Origin of the sequence: Pseudoalteromonas sp. 31A1, assembly GCF_011378815.1 — a bacterium.
In the GTDB taxonomy this organism is placed as follows: Bacteria; Pseudomonadota; Gammaproteobacteria; order Enterobacterales; family Alteromonadaceae; genus Pseudoalteromonas; species Pseudoalteromonas arctica.
On record NZ_WTKY01000015.1, the window covers coordinates 1 to 24,758 of the forward strand.

At 38.8% G+C, this 24,758-nt stretch carries 21 protein-coding genes; 15 read left to right on the plus strand and 6 right to left on the minus strand.

Annotation, left to right across the window (positions count from 1 at the left end; translation table 11 throughout):
- Positions 1-810 precede the first annotated feature (810 nt).
- The gene (yejK, locus tag GQR52_RS13760) at positions 811-1,827 is read right to left on the minus strand and encodes a nucleoid-associated protein YejK (RefSeq protein ID WP_024594389.1); all 1,017 of its coding nucleotides are present in this window, start codon (positions 1,825-1,827) and stop codon (positions 811-813) included.
- Positions 1,828-1,889: 62 nt separating this feature from the next.
- Here yejK and GQR52_RS13765 point away from each other — a divergent pair, with 62 nt between their 5' ends.
- From GQR52_RS13765 to GQR52_RS13790, 6 genes are all read left to right on the plus strand, one after another.
- Positions 1,890-2,102, plus strand: a complete 213-nt coding sequence (locus tag GQR52_RS13765) for a DUF1414 domain-containing protein (RefSeq protein ID WP_007375276.1) — start codon at positions 1,890-1,892, stop codon at positions 2,100-2,102.
- A gap of 5 nt (positions 2,103-2,107) precedes the next feature.
- Positions 2,108-3,604, plus strand: a complete 1,497-nt coding sequence (locus GQR52_RS13770) for a DUF3413 domain-containing protein (protein WP_165728815.1) — start codon at positions 2,108-2,110, stop codon at positions 3,602-3,604.
- A 103-nt stretch (positions 3,605-3,707) separates the two neighbouring features.
- Entirely contained in the window at positions 3,708-4,187 is a 480-nt protein-coding gene (locus GQR52_RS13775; RefSeq protein WP_165728816.1) for a DUF4124 domain-containing protein, read from the plus strand.
- A gap of 103 nt (positions 4,188-4,290) precedes the next feature.
- Positions 4,291-6,009, plus strand: a complete 1,719-nt coding sequence (gene aceK, locus GQR52_RS13780) for a bifunctional isocitrate dehydrogenase kinase/phosphatase (RefSeq protein WP_165728817.1) — start codon at positions 4,291-4,293, stop codon at positions 6,007-6,009.
- A 19-nt stretch (positions 6,010-6,028) separates the two neighbouring features.
- A complete protein-coding gene (locus GQR52_RS13785) occupies positions 6,029-6,967 on the plus strand; it encodes a LysR family transcriptional regulator (protein ID WP_002961484.1) in 939 nt (312 codons plus the stop codon).
- A 177-nt stretch (positions 6,968-7,144) separates the two neighbouring features.
- On the plus strand, positions 7,145-7,588 hold the full coding sequence (locus GQR52_RS13790; RefSeq protein WP_165728818.1) for a PA2169 family four-helix-bundle protein: 444 nt from the start codon (positions 7,145-7,147) through the stop codon (positions 7,586-7,588).
- Between the two features lie 211 nt (positions 7,589-7,799).
- Here GQR52_RS13790 and GQR52_RS13795 read toward each other — a convergent pair whose 3' ends face one another.
- Genes GQR52_RS13795 through GQR52_RS13805 form a run of 3 tightly spaced genes read right to left on the minus strand, consistent with a single transcriptional unit; the run spans position 7,800 to position 12,487 of the window.
- Positions 7,800-10,835, minus strand: coding sequence for a TonB-dependent receptor (locus GQR52_RS13795; protein ID WP_165728819.1), 3,036 nt, complete (start codon positions 10,833-10,835; stop codon positions 7,800-7,802).
- Positions 10,836-10,844: 9 nt separating this feature from the next.
- Positions 10,845-11,924, minus strand: coding sequence for a FecR domain-containing protein (locus tag GQR52_RS13800; protein WP_007585689.1), 1,080 nt, complete (start codon positions 11,922-11,924; stop codon positions 10,845-10,847).
- On the minus strand, positions 11,921-12,487 hold the full coding sequence (locus tag GQR52_RS13805) for an RNA polymerase sigma factor (RefSeq protein ID WP_024594383.1): 567 nt from the start codon (positions 12,485-12,487) through the stop codon (positions 11,921-11,923). Before GQR52_RS13805 ends, GQR52_RS13800 begins: the two co-directional genes overlap by 4 nt.
- A 374-nt stretch (positions 12,488-12,861) precedes the next feature.
- Between GQR52_RS13805 and GQR52_RS13810 the strand changes: the two genes are divergently transcribed.
- Positions 12,862-13,377: a DUF2937 family protein gene (locus GQR52_RS13810; protein WP_165728820.1), complete on the plus strand. Its 516-nt coding sequence runs from the start codon at positions 12,862-12,864 to the stop codon at positions 13,375-13,377.
- Here GQR52_RS13810 and GQR52_RS13815 read toward each other — a convergent pair.
- Positions 13,357-14,244 (minus strand): LysR family transcriptional regulator, encoded by an 888-nt coding sequence (locus GQR52_RS13815; protein ID WP_165728821.1) that lies wholly within the window; start codon positions 14,242-14,244, stop codon positions 13,357-13,359. The genes GQR52_RS13810 and GQR52_RS13815 overlap by 21 nt on opposite strands.
- Positions 14,245-14,366: 122 nt before the next feature.
- On the opposite strand from GQR52_RS13815, the gene GQR52_RS13820 reads away from it, so the two are divergent.
- The 8 genes from GQR52_RS13820 (at position 14,367) to GQR52_RS13855 (ending at position 23,274) form a co-directional block, all read left to right on the plus strand.
- Positions 14,367-15,017 (plus strand): peroxiredoxin-like family protein, encoded by a 651-nt coding sequence (locus tag GQR52_RS13820; protein ID WP_165728822.1) that lies wholly within the window; start codon positions 14,367-14,369, stop codon positions 15,015-15,017.
- The gene (locus GQR52_RS13825; protein WP_165728823.1) at positions 15,017-15,784 is read left to right on the plus strand and encodes a haloacid dehalogenase type II; all 768 of its coding nucleotides are present in this window, start codon (positions 15,017-15,019) and stop codon (positions 15,782-15,784) included. The genes GQR52_RS13820 and GQR52_RS13825 overlap by 1 nt, the downstream gene beginning before the upstream one ends.
- Before the next feature lie 226 nt (positions 15,785-16,010).
- Positions 16,011-16,619 carry a PilZ domain-containing protein gene (locus tag GQR52_RS13830; protein ID WP_165728824.1) on the plus strand — a complete coding sequence of 203 codons (609 nt, stop codon included), beginning with the start codon at positions 16,011-16,013 and terminating at the stop codon, positions 16,617-16,619.
- Between the two features lie 57 nt (positions 16,620-16,676).
- On the plus strand, positions 16,677-17,741 hold the full coding sequence (locus GQR52_RS13835) for an agmatine deiminase family protein (protein WP_165728825.1): 1,065 nt from the start codon (positions 16,677-16,679) through the stop codon (positions 17,739-17,741).
- On the plus strand, positions 17,738-18,631 hold the full coding sequence (locus GQR52_RS13840; protein WP_165728826.1) for a carbon-nitrogen hydrolase: 894 nt from the start codon (positions 17,738-17,740) through the stop codon (positions 18,629-18,631). Before GQR52_RS13835 ends, GQR52_RS13840 begins: the two co-directional genes overlap by 4 nt.
- Before the next feature lie 59 nt (positions 18,632-18,690).
- Positions 18,691-22,164, plus strand: coding sequence for a transcription-repair coupling factor (gene mfd / locus GQR52_RS13845; protein ID WP_165728827.1), 3,474 nt, complete (start codon positions 18,691-18,693; stop codon positions 22,162-22,164).
- Positions 22,164-23,000: a peptidoglycan binding protein CsiV gene (locus GQR52_RS13850; RefSeq protein ID WP_165728828.1), complete on the plus strand. Its 837-nt coding sequence runs from the start codon at positions 22,164-22,166 to the stop codon at positions 22,998-23,000. Before mfd ends, GQR52_RS13850 begins: the two co-directional genes overlap by 1 nt.
- A gap of 19 nt (positions 23,001-23,019) precedes the next feature.
- On the plus strand, positions 23,020-23,274 hold the full coding sequence (locus GQR52_RS13855; RefSeq protein WP_007585664.1) for a hypothetical protein: 255 nt from the start codon (positions 23,020-23,022) through the stop codon (positions 23,272-23,274).
- A gap of 49 nt (positions 23,275-23,323) precedes the next feature.
- Here GQR52_RS13855 and GQR52_RS13860 read toward each other — a convergent pair whose 3' ends face one another.
- On the minus strand, positions 23,324-24,676 hold the full coding sequence (locus tag GQR52_RS13860; protein WP_165728829.1) for a hypothetical protein: 1,353 nt from the start codon (positions 24,674-24,676) through the stop codon (positions 23,324-23,326).
- Positions 24,677-24,758: the final 82 nt, after the last annotated feature.

Genomic DNA, 24,758 nt, shown 5'->3' on the forward strand with positions numbered 1-24,758 from the left:
ATGAAGTAAATTTAAATCCAGAGAAAAAAGAAGCAATGCGGGCGGCATAAAATTTAATTTGATGCGACAACTAACTTGAAAAACTCCGCATGGCTTGTGTTTTCTAATTTACTCCTTCTTTGTTCAATAGATCTTTAAGTGGTTTTGTTAGCAAAGAAATTAAGTAAACAGAAGCGGTGCTTTTTGCGTAAGCAAGCTTCACGCCTACAGCCGAAATTTAACACCGTGAATAAGATTAACGAGTAGACGCACAACTTGTTGGCGTGACGGGCAAAGCCCGTAAAAAGTAATTAGTTCACAAAGAGGTTAAAAGACGCTGCGCTTTTAGAGGTAACAATAAAGCTAAATTGAAAAAGCTCCGCGAATAAACCATCGCTTGTGTTTTCTCATATACTCCTCTTTCACTTCTCTTTGTGAAATAGATCTTTAAGTGTTTTGTTAGCAAAGAAATTAAGTAAACAGAAGCGATGCTTCTTGCGTAAGCAAACTTCACGCCTACAGCCGAAATTAAATATCAAGTACAAATTAACCTGTAGAAGCACAACTTATTGTCGTGACGAGTAACGTCCGTAATAAGCGACTTATTCACAAAGAGGTTAAGAGACGCTGCGCTTTTAGAGGTAGTAATAGGGCTAAGTCTTGCTAATAAAGCATGGCTTGTGTTTTCTCACTTACTCTTCTTTCACTTCTATTTTTGCAATAGATATTTTAGTAGCTTTGTTCCGATGCAACAAATTTAGATACCGGTATAAAAAAGCGCGATATAAATATCGCGCTCTTAAATCAGCTTTTTAACCTAACTTGTTAAATTTACTCGCTTTCACTTTCCATAAAACGTTGTAGCTGATCTTTTAAGTTTGGCGGAATGCCTTTAATCACTAGTGTATCGGTTGCTTCGTTGTACGTTACGCGCTCGCCTAAGTGTTTACGTTCAAAACTTACACTTACACCACCACCAAGGCCTGAAAACTTAACCATACTGGTTACTGTTTTTTTATCAACGGGGAAAGTTTCTTCCAAGTCATAGCTTTGCTCTTTGCAAAAACTATCAAACGGGCTGTCATCGCCTTTTGTAAGCGTTGCAGATAGATCGCTCACACTTGCATCTTCGCCTGTAGTTACGCAATCATTACAGTAATCAAATACTTGTTTACGTAAATCGTCTTTTTCTGATTTATCAAACTGTTGCTCTGATAAATAATCCTCTACTGCGCTAAGCATTACTTGGCTTTGCTGTTTTGAATCAATTCCCTCTTCACAGCCTAAAAAGTCTAAGAAAAAATCAGCAACTTTACGACCCGCACGTCCTTTGATAAACGAAATATAACGATTATCTTCAGCTTGCGTATCCCACGCTGTTAAATCGATGCGAGCAGCGAGTTGCATGCGAGATATATCTAAATGGCGAGAAGCCGCTAAATCAAGCTCAGAGGTCATAGAGTAATGCTCTTTAATGTTAATCATCGCAATTAACATGTAATCGGTAGCAACATACTGATAATGGCAAAATACTAAATACCCGGTTTCGTTAAACGCATATTTATCTAGCTCTTCTTTTAAAACCGTTGAGGCTTGCTCGGTCATATGCCAAAAGCCTAGCTCATCGTTACGGTAGCTTTGCATTGCAGATGCTACAACACTGTTTTTATCACCACTGAAAGCACAGTAACCTTTACCTGGCTTACCATTGTATGCATGATGTAATTGTTCGATAAAAACGGCTACTTTATCGTTAATTACCATCTCATCATTTCGAAGGTGAATTTGCGTATCGTCGTCTTTTTTGTCTACATAATGAACGACTAATTTTTTAACGTCTGTTGTCATCTTTGTTTTTCACGCCTCTAGTGTTAAAATACGAGAATATAACTATTTTATTGAACCAACTGATGCCAATCTTATCAAAATACTCTAATGAAGAAGTAGAACAAATCGTCGATCAGCTTATTGATGTGCTAACTAAACACAATGCGCCGGTAGATTTAAGCCTTATGTGTTTAGGAAATTCTATCACGCATATCTTAAAAGAGCATGTACCAACAGGGAAAAGACAAGCCGTAACTGAGAACTTTGCAAAAGCTCTATCACAGTCGGTTAAATAAACTCTATGAATTTATCGCAGCACAATCAGTTTTCATCAAAAGCGAGTCAGCTATTAAGCTGGGGCCATTGGTTTACTTTTGCCAATATTGGCTTGGCGCTATTTATTAGCTTAAGCTACTTATTTGCCGACTCGCCACCAACAAGCTTTATGGGCATTACTTATATGCTAGTAACGTGGTTAAGCCACACTAGTTTTATCGCCTTTTTAGCGTTTGTGCTGACGGTATTTCCGCTTAGTTTAATATTCCCCTACCCACGACATATACGAGGCATGGCGGCTGTTATAGCCACACTAGGCGCTTCACTGCTTACCCTTGATGCTTATGTTTACGTTAATTTGGGTTATCATCTAAGTATATCTGCCTTGCCTGAAATCATTTCATTGTTGTGGCATCGTTTAACCAGTTCACCTGCTTTAACAACCATTTTAGCCAGTGGGATTGTATTACTTATTTTAGGCTTTCAGCTACTTGTGAGTAATTACACATGGCAACACCTTGAGCGCTTAAAACAATATAAATTTGCACGTTACGCAATTTCATTTTTAATAGTGTGTTTTTCACTTAGTCACAGTATTCATATTTGGGCTGACGCAAATTTAAACTTTGACGTAACGAAGCAAGATAATGTACTACCACTGTCATACCCTACTACCGCTAAAAGTTTATTAGCTAAAAATGACCTGCTTGATATAGAAAGCTATAAGCAAGCACATAACGTAAAAATTAATAACCAAAACATTAGTTATCAAATGCCAAGCCCGCTTGATAAGTGCGAGGACTACACACAAGCCAATGTAGATATTTTTGTATTTGAAACCCAGCAACAACTCGCTAAATTTGTTGCCGATAATAAAAACTTACACAAAACAGAGCAGTTTTTACAGCCAACTAATCACGACGATATGCTATTTAGCTTAGTGTATGGTTTGCCAGCTTTTTATAAAGCAGCAATTTTAAGAGATCAAACTCTTCCCGCATGGCAAAGTCAGCGCCGCAGCATTGAAGTAACCGGCGTGGAAGAACTTAGTTTTATAAATGATCAAGCACATAGTTCTAGCGCAATTAGAGTTATTAAAGGTAATAACACCCCTAATGTACGAGATGATAAAACGCAGGTTTTTGCTTTTAGTCTTGCCAATAACAAGCAAGAAGTAGTAACAACATCAACTTTATATAGCTCTGACAAACGTATTTCTAAAGTAGATGGACTTATTCAACCTAGTGATTTAATTGCTACAAGTGTTGGCCAATATTTAAATTGTAAAGCCATTGCTAAGCAAACAATGCTGGGCGTTAACCTATACAAGAAAAAAGATGATATGGGCGTTAATTACTCACAAGGCGTAGTTATAGCCTATAAAAAAGATAGAATTACTTTGATTGACTCAGATGGTAACTTTAAAAACATATCTGCAGCCGAAGGGTTTTCTATTGAACAAAGACTCGACATCCCATTTTTAGTACAGAGCATTAAAAAACTCAAAACCTTTACCCAATAACCTTGGGTGTGCTGTCTAATAACCTAGCTTGCTATATCGCCAAGCTAGGTTATAGTTTTATATTGTTTTGCTAGCTAAAATATAAAAATCAAGGATGACAGACATGTTTCAAACTCTTCGTTATATCCTCTATTCTAGCTTTTTACTTATCAGTTTTTTTAGCTTTAGCGATACCACTTACTACAAATGCGTAACAGAAAAAGGCACAATCTTTTCTCAACTCCCCTGTGACAACGAAGCAACGACTTATAAAGTTAACACAACGGGTAATCAGTATTCAGGCCCAAAAGTTGATTACACTAAACAACTAAATGAGCTTGAACGTGAAAGACTCCTATCAGGCTTACAGACAGAGTTACGCAGTAATAACCACAAACTCACAATACTTGATCGTAATAAGCAGCGTGCTGAATATAAACAACAAGAACGGTTAAATCATATTCTAGCCGTTGATGATAAAAAACGTATTACTAAAGATATTACTAAAAAACTAAAAATGATTAATAAAGAGTATAAAAAAGACGTATCGGCCATCGCTAAGCAGATTAAAATTCTCGAAAAAAAGATAGCTAAATACCAATAACCTCCCCTTAAATAGCGTGTAATATTTATCTTGGTTTTAAACTTAAAATAACATATCCTTAACAATATAGAGTATAAGCTCTAGGGACTATTAAGGAGTGCAGATGCAACCTCGCCATATTGCTGAATTAATTTTAACGGGTTTTAAAAAGCACTATCATTTATTTCAAAAAACAACAGCCAAAGCCCCCCTCGCCTTTGCAAAAAAAGATTGGCAAGCAATTAATGATATTAGCCGTTTGCGTATCAGCTATTATGATGATCGTGTTAACGAAACTACACAAGCTCTAAAAAAAGAAACCCCAACAGAACAGCTTGATGAAAGCCTATGGCTTGAAGTTAAAAAAATATATCAACATTTTTTATGTTTCCACCCTCAAGCAGAACTCGCCGAAACCTTTTATAACTCTGTATTTTGCAGGCTGTACCATAGGCGCTATTTTCATAATGACTTTATATTTGTAGAAGCAACTTTAAAAGATGCGCCTTCGGTGCCTGTAGAGGCAGAATATAGAACGTACTTCCCAGTAGTTGATGGTCTAAAGCCAACAATAAAACGCATTATTAATCATTTTGATTTTAAAGCCCCATTTGTAAATTTAGAGCGTGATATTCGCCTTCTTGTAAAAGCTTTTTATAAACAAGCCCCCGATACCCATCATCAACCTTGGCAAATGCGCTTTGATATTTTACACACGCCTTTTTATCGTAATAAAGCAGCTTATATTATTGGTCGTGTTGTTTCAAAAAGTGGGGTTCAGCCTTTTATAATCGCCGTATTGCACGATGAAGATAACGGATTATATTTAGATGCACTTTTAACTAAATCATCTCAAATGCGTGTTATTTTTGGCTTTGCCCGCGCCTACTTTATGGTAGAGACTCATGCACCTTCAGCACTTGTCCGGTTTTTAAATCAGCTTATGCCAAACAAAACGCTTGCTGAGCTCTATAACGCAGTGGGTTTTCATAAGCAGGGTAAAACTGAGTTTTATCGAGAGTTTTTAAATCACTTATCTCACTCTAGTGATGAGTTTACAATTGCACCGGGTACTCCCGGTATGGTGATGATGGTATTTACCCTTCCCTCATTTGGTTATGTTTTTAAAGTAATAAAAGACAAATTTGGTGAAAGTAAGCCCTTCGGCCGTGATACCGTATTAAAGCGCTATCAACTGGTAAAAAACCATGATCGCGTTGGCAGAATGGCCGACACCATAGAGTATTCTAACGTCGTATTTCCTTTAGCGCGTTTTGATAGTAATTTACTTGCGCAATTACATAAAACAATTGGCTCATCAATGGTAATTGAAGGCGATTGGTTGATCATCAAGCATTTGTATATTGAACGGCGCATGACACCACTCAATTTATTTTTAGAAAATGCTGATGAAGAAAGCGCCGCAGACGCGATTGAAGAATACGGACAAGCTCTAAAAGAAATGATTGCCGTTAATATATTTCCTGGCGATATGCTCTTAAAAAACTTTGGTGTAAGTAAGCACAAACGTATTATTTTTTACGATTACGATGAAGTTCAGTACCTAACAGATATGAACTTTAGAGCATTACCAAAAGCAAAGAGCTACGACGATTATTTAATGGATGAACAAAGTTACTCTGTTGCACCACAAGACGTATTTCCAGAGCAGTTATGTACATTTGTAATGCCTAATCCTATGTATAAAAAGTTTTTTCTCAGCACTCACCCGGAGCTTATAGATGTTAGCTTTTGGAAGCAGGCGCAACAAAATATAAAAAATGGGCAGGTAAGTCATATTTACCCTTACCCGACAGCACAGCGATTTATTCACTACTGGTAAGCGCTAAAGGACACACACAATGAATATAAGTAAAATAGATTTAAATTTACTCGTTTACCTCGATACATTGCTTCGAGAATGCAACGTAACACGCGCTGCTAATCAATTGAGTATAACGCAACCTGCAATGAGTAATGGCCTTAAACGACTTCGTAACTTATTTAACGACCCTATTTTAGTTCGTACCAGCGATGGTATGGTCCCGACAGAGCGCGCTTTGGAGTTACAACCCGTTATTCGTGGCATATTAATGACGCTTGAAGAAACTCTCGCACCTAATCGAGAATTTGAGGCAAGCCAAAGTAAACGTGTATTTAGAATCATGGCCAGTGATTACGCGGCAAGTACATTAGCGCCAAAGCTTTTAAGTAAACTACATGAAGAAGCCCCCGATACTACTTTAGATATACTCACACCAAGTGATGTAACCTTTCATGATGTAGAAAACGGTAAAGTAGATATGGCAATCAACCGTTTTGAAAACTTACCTCAGTCTTTTCATCATAAACGTATTTGGAAAGACAGTTTTTGCTGCTTAGTTAAGGCCGACAACCCTATTATTGAAAACTTTAGCCTCGACAGCTATTTAAAAGCGCGCCATATATGGGTGAGTAAAACAGGTTTTGGTGTAGGTGTAGGCATGGACCCTAAAGATGTGCAGAAACTTGGCTGGGTTGACGAAGCACTTGCTCACTTTGGTAAGCATCGTAACATTGCCACTTTTACGCGTAACTACCATGTAGCGATTCATTTAGCTAAAGAGAAAAATTTGATTGCGACCCTTCCTTCAAAAGCTGCCAATATTTATTTAGATGATCCGGGCCTTAAAATATTAGAGCCACCGTTTCCAATTCCTCCTTTTGAGCTTGATATGATTTGGAGCCCACTGTTACATCGCGATGCGAGTCACATTTGGTTACGTCAAAAAGTAGCTGAAGTAGCTGAAGAGCTAAAATAACTTTATTACACAATATGATGTAAAAATTGCTAGGTTAATACTTTCCTCATTAACTTAGCCCCTTTCTAAAATAAAATTAAACCAATAAAATCAAATAACTACATAAAAATAAAAACGTGGAACATACATTGCTTTTATTAAATCGAACTATACATTCATTTAATAAAAGAGGTCATTATGAACACCCATCAAGGATCAGAAGTAAATCATATTACTGACATCATTCAAGTTATGAACAGCGGCATCGACTTTTATCAAAAAGCACAGGAAAAAGTTGAAGACCCTGCTATTGGCGCACTTTTTCAGCGTATGATAGATGCCCGAAAAGTGAGTGTTGAGCGCTTGCAGCCCTATGCAATTAATGAAAAAGGCGAACGCGAAGATGGCTCATCTTTCGCAGTAGAAGCACGACGTGCATACACAGCTTTATTAACTACATTCAGCTCACATAACGACAGCACATATGTAAAAGAGCTTGAGGAAGTGGAAGATAAAACCCTTGCAGAAATTAAAGCTGCAATGGATAAACCACAACCGGCTGATTGCGAAGCTGCACTGGCTAAAACATTATTAACAATGCAAAGCTGCCATGCAGAAATGAGCCGTATGCAAAAGCAATAAGCTTACATAACGCATAAATAGAACCCAGCCTAGCGCTGGGTTTTTTATTGCCTCTAATACACCGCCTCGCTTCACGTCGTATTTAAAGTATATTGTTTAAAAAATTCATTTTGAATGGGCTTGATGATCATCAATAAAATCAGCCCAAGCTAAAATCAAAAAAAGGGCCTTACGGCCCTTTGAGTTAAATAACGAAAGGGAGTGTTATTAATTAAAAACGGTATTCTGCGCCTACGTAGTAGTAAGCACCGTTAAAACCAAATGGAGCCGAACGACGTGAGTAGTCAAACACACCTGAGCTACTTATTACTGTGTTGCCACTAGCATCCACAATAGTACCTGAGCGAGAGTTACCTATTTCGTTTTTATCTGGGTAAACGTCAAACAAGTTGTTTGCACCAATGTTTACCGACAAATCTTCAGTAACGAAGTAGTTAACTTTAACGTCAGTTAAAATCTCTGCACCATACGTTTGACGACCACCATCTTCTACTGTGTACTCACCAAAGCGATTAAGTGACAGGTTAACTATCCAATCATCACGTTGATAAAGCGCACTTAAGTTAATACGATCCTCTGGTTGCCACTCTTCAATAATAGAGATGTCTTCAGCTGAAAATATATCTTCTACGTTTACTGTCTCAAGGCTTGAGCCAGCAGGCGAAAATAACGATACAACATCTGTTTTAGTAAAGTTAGCTGCAAGTGTAAAATCAAGCGTACCGCCTAAACCTTCAGTGTTCCACGTTGCTACAAAATCAACACCACGAGTTTCTGTATCTGCACCATTTAAGAAGAACTGACCTACGCCAGCCCCCGCACTATTTAGTGCAGCATCAAGGCTTGTAGATAAGCCTTTACCTAAGCGGTCACTAATTACAATACGGTCGTCAATATCAATTGAGTAGTAATCAACGGTTACGTTAATATTATCTGTAACGTTATACACAATACCTAAACTACGGTTTTGTGATTTTTCTTCTTTAAGCTTTGGAATACCTAAGCTTTGCGCAAGTGTTGAATCGTTTCTAAATGTACCAACCTCTTCTGCCACTAAGTTACCATTAGCACCAACAACAAATTGCGTACTTACATTGTTGAAGTAAAGCTGCTGCATTGAAGGCGCTCTAAAACCTGAGCTTAATGCACCGCGTAATGAAATATCGTCGGTTACAGACCAGTTACCAGCAAGTTTAAAGTTTACTGTGTCGCCAAAGCCTTTGTAGTTATCGTAGCGAAGTGCACCCGATAAAATTACATCTTCAATTACATAAGCTTCTGCATCTATGTAAAATGAAATTACATCACGCGATTCATCAACTGATGATGCAGGAGACGAGCCACCAAAACCTTGCGAACCACCCGATGCATCTTCAGAGCCAACACCGCCACTTAAACCGTTGTAAATACTTACACCGTTAGTTGTATCGTAATCGCGGTATGCGTACTCATTGCCTTCTAAAATGCGGTATTCGTCAGTACGTATTTCAGCACCCATTGCTAAAGAATAATCATCAAAGTTTTGCGTAAAATCAATATTGATTGTTTGCAGTGATAATTCCATGCCGTAAGCGTATGCTTCACGTGGGATAGTTGTACGAATATCAGCAGCACTTAAACCTTGGTCATAACGTAAAAAGTTAGCGTATGAGGCATTGATAGTGTCACTTGTCGTGTAATCAATGCTGTTTTCACCGTAGGTATATGATAAATCAAGGCTTGCATCGTTATCAAACTCAGTTTTATAACCAAAGTTGTACGAGATATCGTCAATCGTTGTATTAATTTTTGGTAAGAAACCTAGCGGTATAGTCGCATCGTTATCTTGCAGTACTGGGTTGCCACCTGCATTTGCATTATGACGGAAAAATGCAGCCGACTCATTTTCACGTGTTGAGTAAGTAATAAAGCCGTAAAGCTCGCCATCACCTAACTCGTAACCGGTATTAATTGTTAAACCAAACTGCTGAGAATCAGCATCACCAATTCTAAATGTATCTCTATCAGCTGTTAATTCACGCGGATCGCCAGCAAGTAAAGTACCGTCACTTAGTTCTGTACAGCCATAAAACTGACAAGAGCCATGTAAACCTGCACGGTTAGTCGGTGCACGGTCACGGTAATTGATAGTTGTATTTAAATAACCGTCATCACCTAGCGCAAAGCCTTTATTAAAATCAAGGTTAATGGTTTCGCCATCGCCTTCAGAATATTGACCGTAGTTAATAGCCGCTTTACCGCCTTCGCTACCATCTTTAAGCACAATATTAATAACACCTGCAATTGCATCAGAACCATACTGAGCAGCAGCGCCATCACGTAATACTTCAATGCGTTTAATTGCAGAGGCTGGTATTGCATTCATGTCAGTACCTGCGGTACCACGCCCAACAGAGCCATTAATATGAATAATACTTGCTTGGTGACGACGTTTGCCGTTAATTAACACCAATGTTTGATCGGGGCCCAAACCGCGAAGTGTCGCAGGTCTTAAAGCATCAGTACCGTCACTAATTGCAGAGCTTGAAAAGTTAAATGAAGGGGCGATAGACTGTAGCATACGACCAACTTCTGTTTGGCCTGTATTTTCAAGCGCTTCTGCACTTAAGATATCTACTGGAACGGGTAAGTCTTCAACTGAACGTCCTGCTACACGGCTACCGACAATAGCAATTTTTTCAATTTTTTCTTGAGCGACTTCTTCTGCTGCGTTTACACCTTGCGAATTTACTGCAAGTAAAGCTGGTAATACTGCTGCACTGACCGCTGAAAGCTTCATCATGTTGTTATCATTCCTGTTGATTTGTTTGAGTTTTATACTCAGTAAACCATTTTGATCAACAACCGCATCGAGCTCAGTCCCACCTAATAATGCCTCTAGGGCATCTAGCTGAGTGTAAAATCCATAAACTGAATTTGCGTCATACTGCTTTGCCAACTCATAAGAAAACACCACGGTTTGCTCTGTTTGTTTAGCATATTCAATTAAGGCTTTGTCTGCTCGCTGCGCTTTTATATCAAATTGCACCATTTGCCCAGTGGTTTGAGTTGCGGCTTGTACACTCAAGCTAAAAATAGCCGGTACAAGCACACTCAATCCACTCAATAAATGCGTTTGGTTACTGCGCAACTTATATAAACAGCTGACAAACAAAAATCCTCTATGGTTTTGTTTCTTTTTTTTAATGTTTTTTTTACGTTCAATCTTTATTGATGCAACTTTATCTAACATTAGTTTGATTTGCATAACGTCTACTTATGATTCTGTATGGTGTTTTAGCGTTACTACATGCTCACCTAAACGCTCATGATCAATAGAAAAATTAGTCTGTAAACTCTCTAGTAAACCTTCAACGTCACCTGCTTTAAATACCCCAGCTACTTTAATACTGGCGAGCTCGGCTGATGAAAGCTCAAAACGTGTGGCGGTATAGCGACTTACTTCATTTAACGCATCGCTTAACTCTTCTCCATTAAAAATAAGCATGCCATTTTGCCATGCCAAATCGCGTTGTACGTCGTTCATTGAAAGCTGGGTAATTGGCTTTGTAACGCTTTGCTCTATAATTACTTTTTCGCCTGAGGTAACAATATTGGCATTAATTTGACGAATTTTTTGCGTGCTGTTATCTGCAAGTTGATAATCTTTAAAGTCATTTGCATCAACCGCTACACTAGGGTCGGTGATCATCACTTTGCCTTCGGTAACAACAAGCTCTAAATCTGACGAAGTATTGCGCTGTACATTAAAAACAGTACCCAGAGCGGTAAAACTTTTATCTCCCGCCATAACACTAAACGGGCGCGTAGCATCTTTTGCTACATTAAAACGCCCTTCTCCACGGCTTAGCAGTAACTGCCTACGACCTTTGCTGTACGCAACTTCTAGTAAGCTATTAGTATTAAGCTGCACTATAGTGCCGTCTGGCAATACATAGGTTGCTTGCTCGCCTACTTTTGTTTTGTAAATTTTAGTGTAGTTAACTTTTGCAAGCTCTTGGTTATAGCCGTTTTCTAAATTAATTAATAAGTAGCTGCATACCATTAGTGCCGCAAATAAACTCGCTGCAATTGAGTAAGAAAACATCCACTTATTTTTTGATGCTTTAGTATTGTTACGCTGAGGAAATAAATGACTTAATTCATTTAATACCGAAAGCTCATCCCAAAGTTGAGCAAGCTCGTATATAGAGTCTTGATGGGCGATGCTTTGCATCATCCATAATTTAAATTGCTCTTTTTCATCATCAGTTAAACCACGATCAATCGCGCTTATCCAATCACATGACTTTTCTAAAATTAAATCTTTTGAATTAAATTGATGAACATTACTCATTCTGCGACCCTCTTAACTGATATAGGGTGTGCTTGAGCTTTAGGATGCGTTTGAGAGCCTTGCTCATGTTCACGCATGTACAACATGGTTTGTAACAACCCTTTGGCAATGTGTTTTTCAACAGTGCTTTGGCTTAACTGCATTTGGTCTGCGATCTCTTTTTGGCTCATGCCGTAAACTTTTTTTAATATAAAGCATTTACGGATCGATGAGCTTAGTTGCTCAGTAGCTCTACAAAAAAGTAAAAAGCGCTCTTTAGATGTGTATTCATCCTCAAGCTTCATTGATTTAAGTAATACGGGTAATTCGTTATCGTTTTCTAACGAATCATTAAATTTATTGTCCCACTTAGCTATATGGTTAAGTGCTAGGTGTTTTGCTGTTTTAAGCATGTAACTGCGGGTAAACTGTATATCTTGCTTTAAATCAGCTTCGTAGCTTTTTACAAAGGTTTCTTGCACAATATCTTCTACATCGTCGGGTTGGACAATGCGCGATACAAAACGTTTGAGCTGTTTAGATATATCAACAAATGTTGACGTGAATTTTACTTTTTTCGTCATCCTTAACATCCACCTGTTGTTATTTTTATTATTAGGGCGTGTTGGCCTTTCGTGGTTGAATTTGCAGCAGTACGTTTGGTATTTAGGCAAGGCAGAGCCTATGTAGTGTGGTTATTCCCCATAAATAGGTGATAACGCAGCATAAATGCCAAACATGCGCTGCCCGTTGGGTTCTTTCTAGGGACGATTAACTCTTTGTTGCTCGGTTTTGACTTAGCCCGCTAGGTTACAAACCTCGCGCCGCGATTAAATCGTACCTAGATTGAACAAATTTCAATCCACAAAGGTCAACACGCCCCATTAGATTACGAGTTTTTGATATAAAAACAAGCTCAAATGTTAATTCTGGGTTATTTAAATGGATAGGAAGATAAATGAGTAAATTTTTAGATTATATTCGCCTTAGTTTCTTTGTATTTGGTTTACTACTTGGGGTGCAAATCCCTGCATTTGTAAGCGATTTTGGCCAAGCATTATCAGCCCAATTAATTGAAGCTAATAATGCCATTGCACCTTTTAAAAGCGATGCAGCTAAGTATTTTAATAATGATTTAAATAAGCTAATTAAACACTATAAAAATATTGATGATGGGGTTGTGAATAAGGGGGCAAGTAATATCAGTACACTTTACACACGACAACAAGACTTACAAGTCGCTGTGAATCGGTTTGCGCAATCTCCGTATATATTTACTATGATCAGTGGCATGAGCGATATAAAGCAACAAGTATGGCAACGCTTTGAAGGTCAAATTATTTTAAAAAAAGACTCTATTATAGCCGCAATTGTTGCAGCTATTTTTATTGCCGTACTAGCAGAACTTACTGGTTATTTATTTTTAACTGGAGCAAAGCGCTCATTTAAACGCTTATTCGCAGCTCAAAAATAACGATTTCATAAAGTCATAAAAAACATCGGTTTTGCGGGTAGTTAAACTATTTTGCGGACGTAAAAACCACACTGGCGCATCATCTTGTGCCATTACACCGGGCATAACTTCAACTAAAATGCCATTTTTAAGATCTTCATTAATCGCTATTTTAGATTTAATAGCTATACCATGCCCTGCAATAGCAGCTTGGGTCATATTATCGGAGTTTGAGATAGTAAAACGGGTTTTAGCATTAAAAGTATGGATTTTTTTATGCTCGTCAAAAAGCTTTAACTGTCGTTGCCACGGTAAACATACCCAATAATGATCGCTCAATTGCGTTAAATTTTCAGGCATGCCGTACTTTTCTATATAGCTGGGAGCTGCGCAAAGTATGCGGCTATTGTTTACTATTTTACGAGAAAGCAGCCCTGAGTCATTTAATTGCCCAACTCTAATAGCAACGTCCTGTGCATCATCAACCACATTTACAAAATGATCCGTTATTAAAAAATCAAGTTTTAGCTCTGGATAAGCGTGCTCCAGCTCATTAAGTCTAGGCATTACATATTTTGAAAAAATCCAAGGCGGCATAGTCACGCGTAATAAACCACTCACTGATGAGCTTCGTGCACCAATACTATGCTCAGCGTCTTGCAGCGCCTCCATTATAGCGCCAACTCGCGTATAAAATATTTCACCTGCGGGAGATAACCGCACTCGCCTGCTGTCTCTAAAAACAAGTACTGTTGCAAGCTCACGTTCTAATTTACTTAAGCGATGGCTTACCGTTGCAGGCGATAAACGCTGCTCGCGCGCAGCAGCAAGCACGCCTTTATTTTCAACTACGGCTATAAATGTTTCTAGGTCGCTTAAATTATACATAAAGATGCCATTGTGCACTTTTCAATGTTTAACATTTTCGAATGAAGCTTTCAGTTTTGCAATGTTTATTTAAATATGTAAAACATTATAATTGCAAATAGTCTAATTATTGAGGTTCAATCATGAGTTTAAAAGCGCAAATAGATGCCTATAACGTACAAAAAGATGCCAAGTTACCGGCTGACGTTTTAGCATTAATGAACACTACAAACGAAGAGCTTATTGCACAGCATATTAAAGACAATGCGTTGCAAATTGGTCAAAAAGTAGAAAGCTTCAGCCTTGCCAATCATAAAGGCGAAAAGATTGAGCTTGCGGATTTATTAAAAAAAGGCCCGGTAATTATTAGCTTTTATCGTGGTGGCTGGTGCCCATATTGTAATTTAGAGCTAAAAGCACTGAACGATTACTTACCGCAATTTAAAACTCAAAGTGCTCAATTAATAGCAATATCACCGCAGTTACCTGATGAAACTCTCTCAACTGCACAAAAAAACGGCCTCGAATTTGATGTGCTTTCAGATGTGAGTAATAAAGTAGCTGAGCAATTTGGCTTATTGTTTACACTAGATGAGCGTATTCAAGCGTTATATACCGAGTTTGGTATTGATTTTGAACACTACTACGGCGATAAAAGCTTTAAATTACCGCTACCGGCCACCTACGTAATAAATCAAGAAGGTGTTATTACATACGCATTTTTAAGTGAAGACTACACCCTACGCGCAGAACCTATTGATGTTATGACAGCACTTGAATCGGAGAAAAATTAATGTCTATTTTAAAATCGTTAAAAACACTGACTCTTTCACTACTTGTGGGCACAAGCCTTGTGTCAGGTTATGCAGTAGCTGATGAACCAAAAGAGCAAACAAAGCCTAAAGTACTTATTTTTGATGTAAACGAAACCTTGCTTGATTTAACGTCAATGCGAACTTCTATTGGTAAAGCATTAGGCGGACGTGAAGATTTATTACCACTGTGGTTTTCAACTATGTTGCACCATTCACTAGTAGATACTGTAAGCGGTAGTTATCACGACTTTGGGCAAATCGGCGTGGCATCACTTCTTATGGTTGCTCAAAACAACAACATTGATATTACAAGTGAACAAGCCAAAACAGCGATTGTTACACCGCTTCTAACTTTGCCACCACATTCTGATGTTAAAGAAGGACTGGCAAAACTTAGAGCACAGGGCTATAAATTAGTAAGCCTTACAAATTCTTCAAACAAGGGTGTAAAGGCACAGTTTGAAAGCGCAGGTTTAACATCTTACTTTGACGCACGTTACAGCATTGAAGATATTAAAATTTATAAACCTGATTTACGTGCTTATGAATGGGTACTTAAAAAGTTAAACGTAGCACCAAATGAAGCAATGATGGTTGCAGCCCATGGCTGGGATGTTGCTGGCGCAAAAGAAGCAGGCTTACAAACCACTTTTATTGCTCGCCCAGGTAAAGCACTTTACCCATTAGCTAAAAAGCCAGATCACGTTGTGAAAGATTTACATGAATTAGCCGCTCTACTTAAATAAGTATGCGCTGATGAATCAATACCCAAGCGGCCAATGTTAGGATGACATTGGCCGCTTTTTTATACCTAACCCTAATAATTTAGAATTTTAGTGTATTTATTTTCATAAAAAACATGTTAAAAAATTGAATGTAAACAAAGCATTTAGCCCGCTATGAGTTACTTTATCTGCTAGCAATTTAGTACTCACAACGCTACTATTAAATAAATACGTGGTGGAGAACATAATGAATAGTGAAAGATTAGGTGAGTTTGAGCAGTACTTTCAAATTAATGAAAGTATAAGAGTGAATTTATTCGCCGTATCGAACGAACAAGTTCCTAAATCGCAGCTTGAGCTTGAAGACGATATCCCCCCACTATTTAGATTAGCTAATGAAGTGAGTGAGCTTGAGCAAAGCTCGTTACGCCCACTGCGTAACTTAGGCGATATAGCACAAGAGCTAGCTACATTTTTACAAGCGCAGTCACGTAAAATAGATTTAATAATGAGCCATATTTTGGCCTCAGAACAAGCCCAAGATAACGCAATTCAATGTGATAGTTACGGCGGTGGCGGTATTCGCTTCACTTCTCCTGAAGTACACTCAATTGGCCAAACATTCAGAACTAAGCTGTTTTTGCACCACGAAGCCTCCGCAGTATATTGTTATACCGAAGTTGTGGCAGTAGAAAAACAAGATAGCGAACATTATCAATACACCCTGCTTTTCACCGCTATTAGAACCACTGACCAAGAACTAATTGTTAGAGCGAGTTTACATGCTCAAACACGCCAACTTAAAAAACGTCAAGAATTAGAACTAGCCCAAGATGATTCAAACAACGATAATTAGCTGACATCTTTTTGTAAAATGCTAAACTAGTGTCATCTTAATTAGTATATAAAATTCATGAACTTTAGACTTTTACCAGAATGGGCCGAGCAAGACGCTGTTATGCTTACGTGGCCTCATAAAGACACCGATTGGGCTGACAATTTAGCACGTGTAGAACCTGTATATGTTGAGCTTGCTAAATATATAACAACGCATCAACAGCTTGTTATTGTGGCGCATAACAGTGCCTTAAAAATGCATATTACAGCATTGCTAAATAGCGCTAATATCTCTAATATCTCTCTTCATCGTGTTCATTTTGTAGTAACGCCTACTAACGATACGTGGGCACGCGATCATGGTCCGCTTACTTGCGCCGCTATTGACTCACCAGAGCAATTAAAAATCTATGATTTTACTTTTAATGGTTGGGGCAATAAGTTTGAAAGTGCATTAGACAATCAAATTAATCGTACATTGGTGAAAGAGCTAAGTAGCAAAAAAAATCAATATCAAGCGCTCGATATGGTGCTTGAAGGTGGCGGTATTGAAATAAACGAGCATGGTGTGTTGCTAACAACCAGCGAATGTTTACTAAATAAAAATCGTAACCCAGATTTAAACCCAGCTGACATAGAAGTACTTTTAAAAGAGCACTTAGGTGCGACGAGCTTTTTATGGGTTGATCATGGCTTTTTAGCCGGTGATGACACCGACAGCCACATTGATACCTTAGTACGCTTTGCTCCAAATAATACCCTTGTATATGTAAAGTGCAACGATAAAACTGATGAGCACTACAGCGCACTTGATGCAATGGAAAAACAACTAAAAGCCTTTAAAACTGCCGATAACACCCCATATAACTTAATTGAGTTACCGTGGCCAAAAGCCGCTTATGACGATGAGCAAACACGCTTACCGGCTACCTACGCTAACTACCTAATTATTAATAATGCTGTGCTTGTTCCAACGTATAATGATGCCAATGATGAACATGCGCTTGCACAAGTTCAAAAAGCATACCCACAACACACTATTATTGGCATTAATTGCCAACCCATTATTGAACAATTTGGCAGCCTGCACTGTATTACAATGCAATTACCTCGTGGATTTTTAGCTGGAGCAGCACTATGACAAGCCCTGCAAAGTTAACCGTTGCGTTAGTGCAACAAAGCAACAACGATAACGCTGAACAAAATATGGCAAAATCAATCAATGCCATTCGTGAAGCCGCTCAAAAAGGTGCAAAACTAGTTGTACTTCAAGAGTTACACCGAAGCCTCTATTTTTGCCAAACCGAAAATGTTGACGTATTTGATTTAGCCGAAACAATTCCTGGCCCTAGCAGTAATACCTTAGGTGAGCTTGCTAAAGAGCTAAGCATTGTAATCGTCGCGTCTTTATTTGAAAAACGCGCTACGGGCCTTTATCACAATACTGCGGTTGTATTAGAGCAAGACGGTAGCATTGCCGGTAAATATCGCAAAATGCATATTCCTGATGATCCTGGCTTTTACGAAAAATTTTACTTTACCCCTGGTGATATCGGGTTTGAGCCGATTCAAACCTCGGTAGGTAAATTAGGCGTGCTAGTATGTTGGGATCAATGGTTTCCTGAAGCGGCGCGTTTAATGGCAATGGCAGGCGCTGAGGTGTTAATTTACCCAACCGCTATTGGTTGGGATCCTAACGACGACATTGCTGAGCAAACTCGTCAAAAAGATGCATGGGTTATTAGTCAGCGTGCCCATGCTGTTGCCAATGGTGTACCAGTAATTAGCTGTAACCGTGTCGGCCATGAAAGTGACCCAAGTGCGCAAAGCGATGGCATTGCGTTTTGGGGTAATTCGTTCATTGCAGGCCCACAAGGTGAATTATTAGCAGAGGCTAATAATACTGATGAGCAAATTTTAGTGGTAGATATTGATCAAAAACGCTCAGAAAACGTAAGACGTATCTGGCCGTTCTTGCGTGACCGACGAATTGATCACTATAAAGACCTAACAAAAATATACCGAGACTAAGTAAACTTAACTCAAGATGGCTCTTACTTGCTAAGAGCCAACTATAAATGGAGTAATAAATGGCGTTTGAGCAATGGGCAGCCTTGCCTTGGGTAAAATCTCAAAAAGATAAAATTCAATGGGGCCAGCTAAGCGGAAGTGGTTTAAGTATTGCCATTGCTGAAGGCGTTAAACAACAAGACAACTTAGTCTTGATTGTTACACCTGATACACCAAGCGCACTACGCCTTGAAACAGAATTAGAATATTTATTACCCGATAACCCAGTAATGGTATTTCCTGATTGGGAAACTCTGCCATACGATCATTTTTCTCCTCATCAAGATATTATTTCAGCGCGATTAGCGACATTAAACACCTTAAAAAAAGAACAACAAAGTGTGTTAATTGTGCCTGTATCTACCTTAATGTTGCGCACAGCCCCGGCCTCGTTTATTTACGGTTCAACAATAAACTTTAAAGTGGGCGACAAGCTAGACACACATAACTTTCGTGACAACTTAGAGCAAGCTGGTTATTTAAATGTTCAACAAGTAATGGAGCACGGCGAATACGCTATACGCGGCTCTATCGTTGACTTATATCCAATGGGTAGCCCGCACCCATTTAGACTCGACTTTTTTGATGACGAACTCGATACAATTCGCTTATTTGATGTAGAAACACAGCGCTCTGATGAAAAAGTAGATAAAATTGAGCTACTTCCAGCGCATGAATTTCCTACTAACGACGCTGATATTGAACGTTTTAGAATAAGCTACCGTGAAAAATTTGGCGCAAGCTCGCAGCAAGATTCAGTATACATGCAAGTAAGCAAAGGTAACTGGCCTGCCGGTATCGAATACTACATGCCGTTGTTTTTTGAAAAGCTAGCGACTATTTTTGACTACTTGCCAGATACGACAACTGTTATGCAGCTGGGTGATTTAGAGCACGCGGCAGATAACTTTTGGCACGATGTAAATGTACGCTATGAGAACCGCAGAGTTGACCCACTTCGTCCATTACTTGAACCCAATGCGCTTTATCAGCCTATTGAAGAGCTGTTTTCTAATTTAGGCAATTTTGCACGTATTCGTTTATCTCTTGCAAAGCTTGGTACTAAAGCGGGCAATAAAAACTTAAGCGTTAGCGAGCTGCCTGCTATTCGAATTGATCATAAGCAGCATGAACCTTATGCCGCGTTTATAAGTTATGTAGCAGAGCAAAAAAAGAAAAAAGGCCGCATATTACTCAGTGTTGAATCCGATGGTCGTCGCGAATCATTACTGAGCATTCTAAAACCAAGCGGTTTAAAATTTAAAGAATTTGAAACACTCGAACAATTTACAAAAAGCGCGAGTGATGTAGGTTTAATAGTAAGTCCGCTTGAACAAAGTGTTGTACTGGGTACTAAACCAAGCCTTTCTATTATTACCGAGCAAGAACTGCTTGGTATAAAAGTATCTCAGCGCAGACGCCGCAAGCACAAGTACGAAGCCAGCCAAGATGCGCTAATCCGTAATTTAGCAGAGCTCAAAGAAGGTCAACCTGTTGTGCATCTCGATCATGGTGTTGGCCGTTATCAGGGTTTGCAAACAATTGATGCTGCAGGTGTAGTTACTGAATTTGTAACGATTACTTACGCAAGTGAAGCTAAATTGTACGTGCCAGTATCTGCATTACATATGCTTAGTCGTTACTCTGGCGGTGAAGAAGCTAGCGCCCCGCTGCATAAGCTTGGCTCAGATGCATGGGAAAAAGCAAAAAAACGTGCGGCTGAAAAAGTTCGCGATGTAGCAGCAGAATTACTCGACATTTATGCACAGCGCCAAGCAAAACCCGGTAATAAATTTACTCTAGACGCCCCTGCATATCGCCAATTTAGCGATAGCTTCCCATTTGAAGAAACAGACGATCAGCGCAACGCCATAGAAGCCGTGTTAGGTGATATGCAATCAAAGCAAGCGATGGATCGCTTAGTGTGTGGTGACGTGGGCTTTGGTAAAACAGAAGTGGCCATGCGCGCTGCTTTTGTAGCGGTTAACGATGATAAGCAAGTGGCAATTTTAGTGCCTACCACCTTGCTAGCTCAACAACACTATGAAAACTTTAAAGACCGTTTTGCTGATTTTCCTATTGAAGTTGGTGTACTTTCGCGTTTTAACTCTACTAAAGAACAAAAAGACACGCTTGAGAAAATGGCCAACGGTAAGCTCGATATAGTTATTGGCACACATAAACTTATTCAACAAGACATTAAATTTAACGATTTAGGCTTGCTCATTGTTGATGAAGAACATCGCTTTGGTGTTCGCCAAAAAGAGAAAATTAAAGCACTGCGCGCCGATGTAGACATACTTACACTCACTGCAACGCCAATACCGCGTACACTTAATATGGCTATGAGTGGCATGCGTGATTTATCAATTATCGCGACCCCGCCTGCTAAACGTTTAGCGGTAAAAACCTTTGTGCGTCAACGCGATGTAGAACTAATACGCGAAGCGGTACTACGTGAAATTAAACGCGGTGGTCAAGTTTACTTTTTACATAACAATGTAGAAACTATTGAGCGTGTTGCACAAGAGATCAGTGAATGGGTGCCTGAAGCAAGCGTAACCTCAGCTCACGGTCAAATGCGCGAGCAAGAGCTTGAGCAAATAATGACTGACTTCTATCATCAAAAATACAACGTGTTGGTATGTACCACGATTATAGAAACCGGTATCGATGTACCTACAGCCAACACCATTATTATGGATAGAGCAGATAAACTCGGCCTTGCACAGTTACACCAATTACGTGGCCGAGTTGGCCGAAGCCATCATCAAGCGTATGCCTATTTACTCACAGGTGACCCAAAAGCACTTTCTAAAGATGCGAGTAAACGCTTACAAGCAATCGAATCGTTAGAAGATTTAGGCGCAGGTTTTGCCCTCGCAACACACGATTTAGAAATTCGTGGTGCGGGTGAGTTACTTGGCGACGATCAATCAGGTCAAATGCAAACTATCGGTTTTAGCTTGTACATGGAAATGCTCGAGCAAGCTGTAAATGCGCTACGTGAAGGAAAAGAGCCAACGCTTGAAAATCTACTTAAAAAACAAACCGAAGTAGATTTAAAACTGGCTGCACTATTACCTGATGATTACATACACGATGTTAATGCACGCCTAGGTATGTACAAGCGAGTTGCTAGTTGTGCTAACCTTGATGATATGGATGAACTACAGGTAGAACTTATAGACCGCTTTGGTTTACTGCCTGATGCCGCTAAAAACCTATTTAGCCTACAATTATTAAAAATGCAGGCAAGTAATTTAGGGATAACAAAAATTGAGGCAAATCCAAAAGGTGGTTACTTTGAGTTTAGCCAAGATACTAAGGTTAACCCTAGCTTCATCATTGGTTTGATACAAAGTGCGCCTAAGGTGTACAAAATGGATGGCGCAAATAAACTGCGCTTTGCAATTAGTGAAGCTAACGCTCGCGAACGCTTAAAAATGGTCACTGCAATGATTGCAGATTTCGAAAAAAAGGTTAGCCATTAATGTTGCTAAAAAAATCGCTAGTTATTTTATGCTGCTTGTTTAGCAGCACTGCATTTGCAGAACGCTGGTTTGAGGTTGAGGTGCTTGTATTTAAGCAGCGCCCTGCTCCATATTTGCAAGAAGATTTTACACTTAAGCACAAAGCTATTGAGGATAAAAACTCTCTAGATTTAATGACACCTCTTTATACAGAGCAAGCAATGCAAGCATGTATAGATGGTGATGAGCGTTTTCAAAAACGCTCTTTTACCGACTCATTAGTTAATTCAAACCCACAATCGGGTGTATGCGGTGACAGTACAAACTACCTACAAAGCTACGATGAGCTACCTATAACACCTCTAGCACCCGCTAAAGACGATATGCAGCAAACTTATTTATTAGCGCCAGAACAACTGCAATTTAAAGCGCAGTACCAACAGCTAGATCGCAAAGGATTAACACCTATTCTACATACTGGCTGGCGCTTTGAAGGCGCAAGTAAATCGCGTGCTCCAAGTATGCATTTAATAGCAGGTAAACACCTTAAAAGTGATTCCAACGTAACCCCTAGCTATTCAAATCCTGATTTTGTAAGTTTATTAAACTCACAACCTGAACTGTTTAACGACCCAAACCAATCAAAAGCAGAATGGGAACTAGATGGTTTATTTAAAATACACTTACGACATTATTTATACATTACAGCTAATTTTGATATTAGCCAAAAACTAGAAAATGGCGATATAGAGTCAGCCCGCTTTTCTCAGTTTAGACGTGTAATAAGTGGTGAAGTACATTACTTTGACCACCCACGAATGGGCATGATCGTCCAAATCAGAAAATTCAAACATTAATACTAAGTAGGATATAACAATGAAAAAACTCCTTATCATCGCAGCTACACTAAGCCTTGCGGCTTGTTCTAAGGTAAGTCTTGAGAGTTACGAAAAAATCAAAGTAGGTATGGACAAGACTGAAGTTGAAACCATTTTGGGAAGTGCAGATAATTGTGTTGAAAAAACACTGCATACTAATTGTGTGTGGGGCGACGAAGCAAAAAATATCGAGATCACGCTAGTATCAAACAAAGTAACTTTATATAGTAAACATGGTTTAGCTAATAAATAAAATTAAAAAAGGGACTGATTTTATCAGTCCCTTTTTTAATTACTAAAATTCATTTTTTGGAGTAGATAAGCTCAATATTAACGATTTTACTACGATTTAACGTTATTTTATAGCGTTGGTAGAGTGTTTTATCTTCCTCAGTTAGCACAAGCACCATGTTAAGTTGATAGCGCCGTTCAACCGCCTGCTTAGAAATTTTATTACTATCTAAATGATATAACTTCCCTTCACCACGCTTTAAATAACGCGCAAATGGTGCAAGACTAAATTGCAGTGTTTGTTGCAGTGTATCGTAACCGGGTAAAAATTCTTTTGCACTAACACGTGTCTCACTTGCAAAGTGTAACCACTGCGCGGCTTGTTTATTTTGCTGACGACGCTTTGAAAAAATAGATCTAACTTCTTTAGGTATTTTTTTAAAGCGTGTGTATTCAAGCCAAATTAGCTGACTCGCTATTTTGTCTTTGGTAATACTATTTTTAAAACTAAATCGCCACTTAGGTCGCCCTTGTACAATAGCTCGCCAGATCATACGTGTAATGTCTTCTTTAAATATTTCACGTAGTCCGTAAATGACCCCCAAAATTAAAATAAGCGTCGCGGTGACTTCAGTAAACGTTGAGCGGGCATTAAGTATCACAACCATCACAAATGCCATGATAACAGCTGTTACAGTGCCTTTAACTAATCGTTTAAGGTAGCTGTTAAGAAAACGCGTTTGGCGCTGTAATATAACGCCATGCTCAATTAAACGTTGTAACAAGCGCATTTTATTTGTTATTCGATTTGCGTCTTGCATGGTGGTTTCAGAATTATAGTTTTTGTCTGCTCGGTACGTATTTTCGTTTTTACAAAACTGCAGTAAATCGTTACGCTCTTTTGCATAATCGCTACTACGTGGGCCTTCATCTAAAAGCTTTAAAAATGATTGCTCGACATGCCAACTTAAATAGTTGTCAGCATTGGTAAAAAATGGAAGTAGTTTTTCGTCATCTGGCGTGTAGCGACGCAGCTTTTTTAAAAGTCCTTCACTTTGTTCATATACTTCGTTAGCGCGTTTATAAAAGTCTTCTGCTTCATCAATTTTTAACGCGTCTTTAATGTCGGCATCAAGGGCTAAACGCACTTGGTAACAAAATAAATTAAGGTTTTGACGGTAATCTTGCTGCTCACCTTTGTTTTTACTAACAAAACGGCTTCGTACTAATGGCAAGTGTATATTGTTAGCATTGTAGGCTAAATGCGATTTAAAGTGGTTATTAAAGTAAGATTCTTCGGTAAGCGTTTGCGGATTAATCCCCATTTCATTAGGGATAGAAAAATACAGATCTATGCGCTGTTCAGAACGAGGAGTTAGCTCTGGTTCAATGACAAAAGATAAGTTTTCATCTTGTTTTAACAATCAGTTCTCCTTCTAAAATATCGTTTTAGTGTACTTGTCTCCTTTGTTTTGTTCAATAAAAAAGGCTCAGTAAATACTGAGC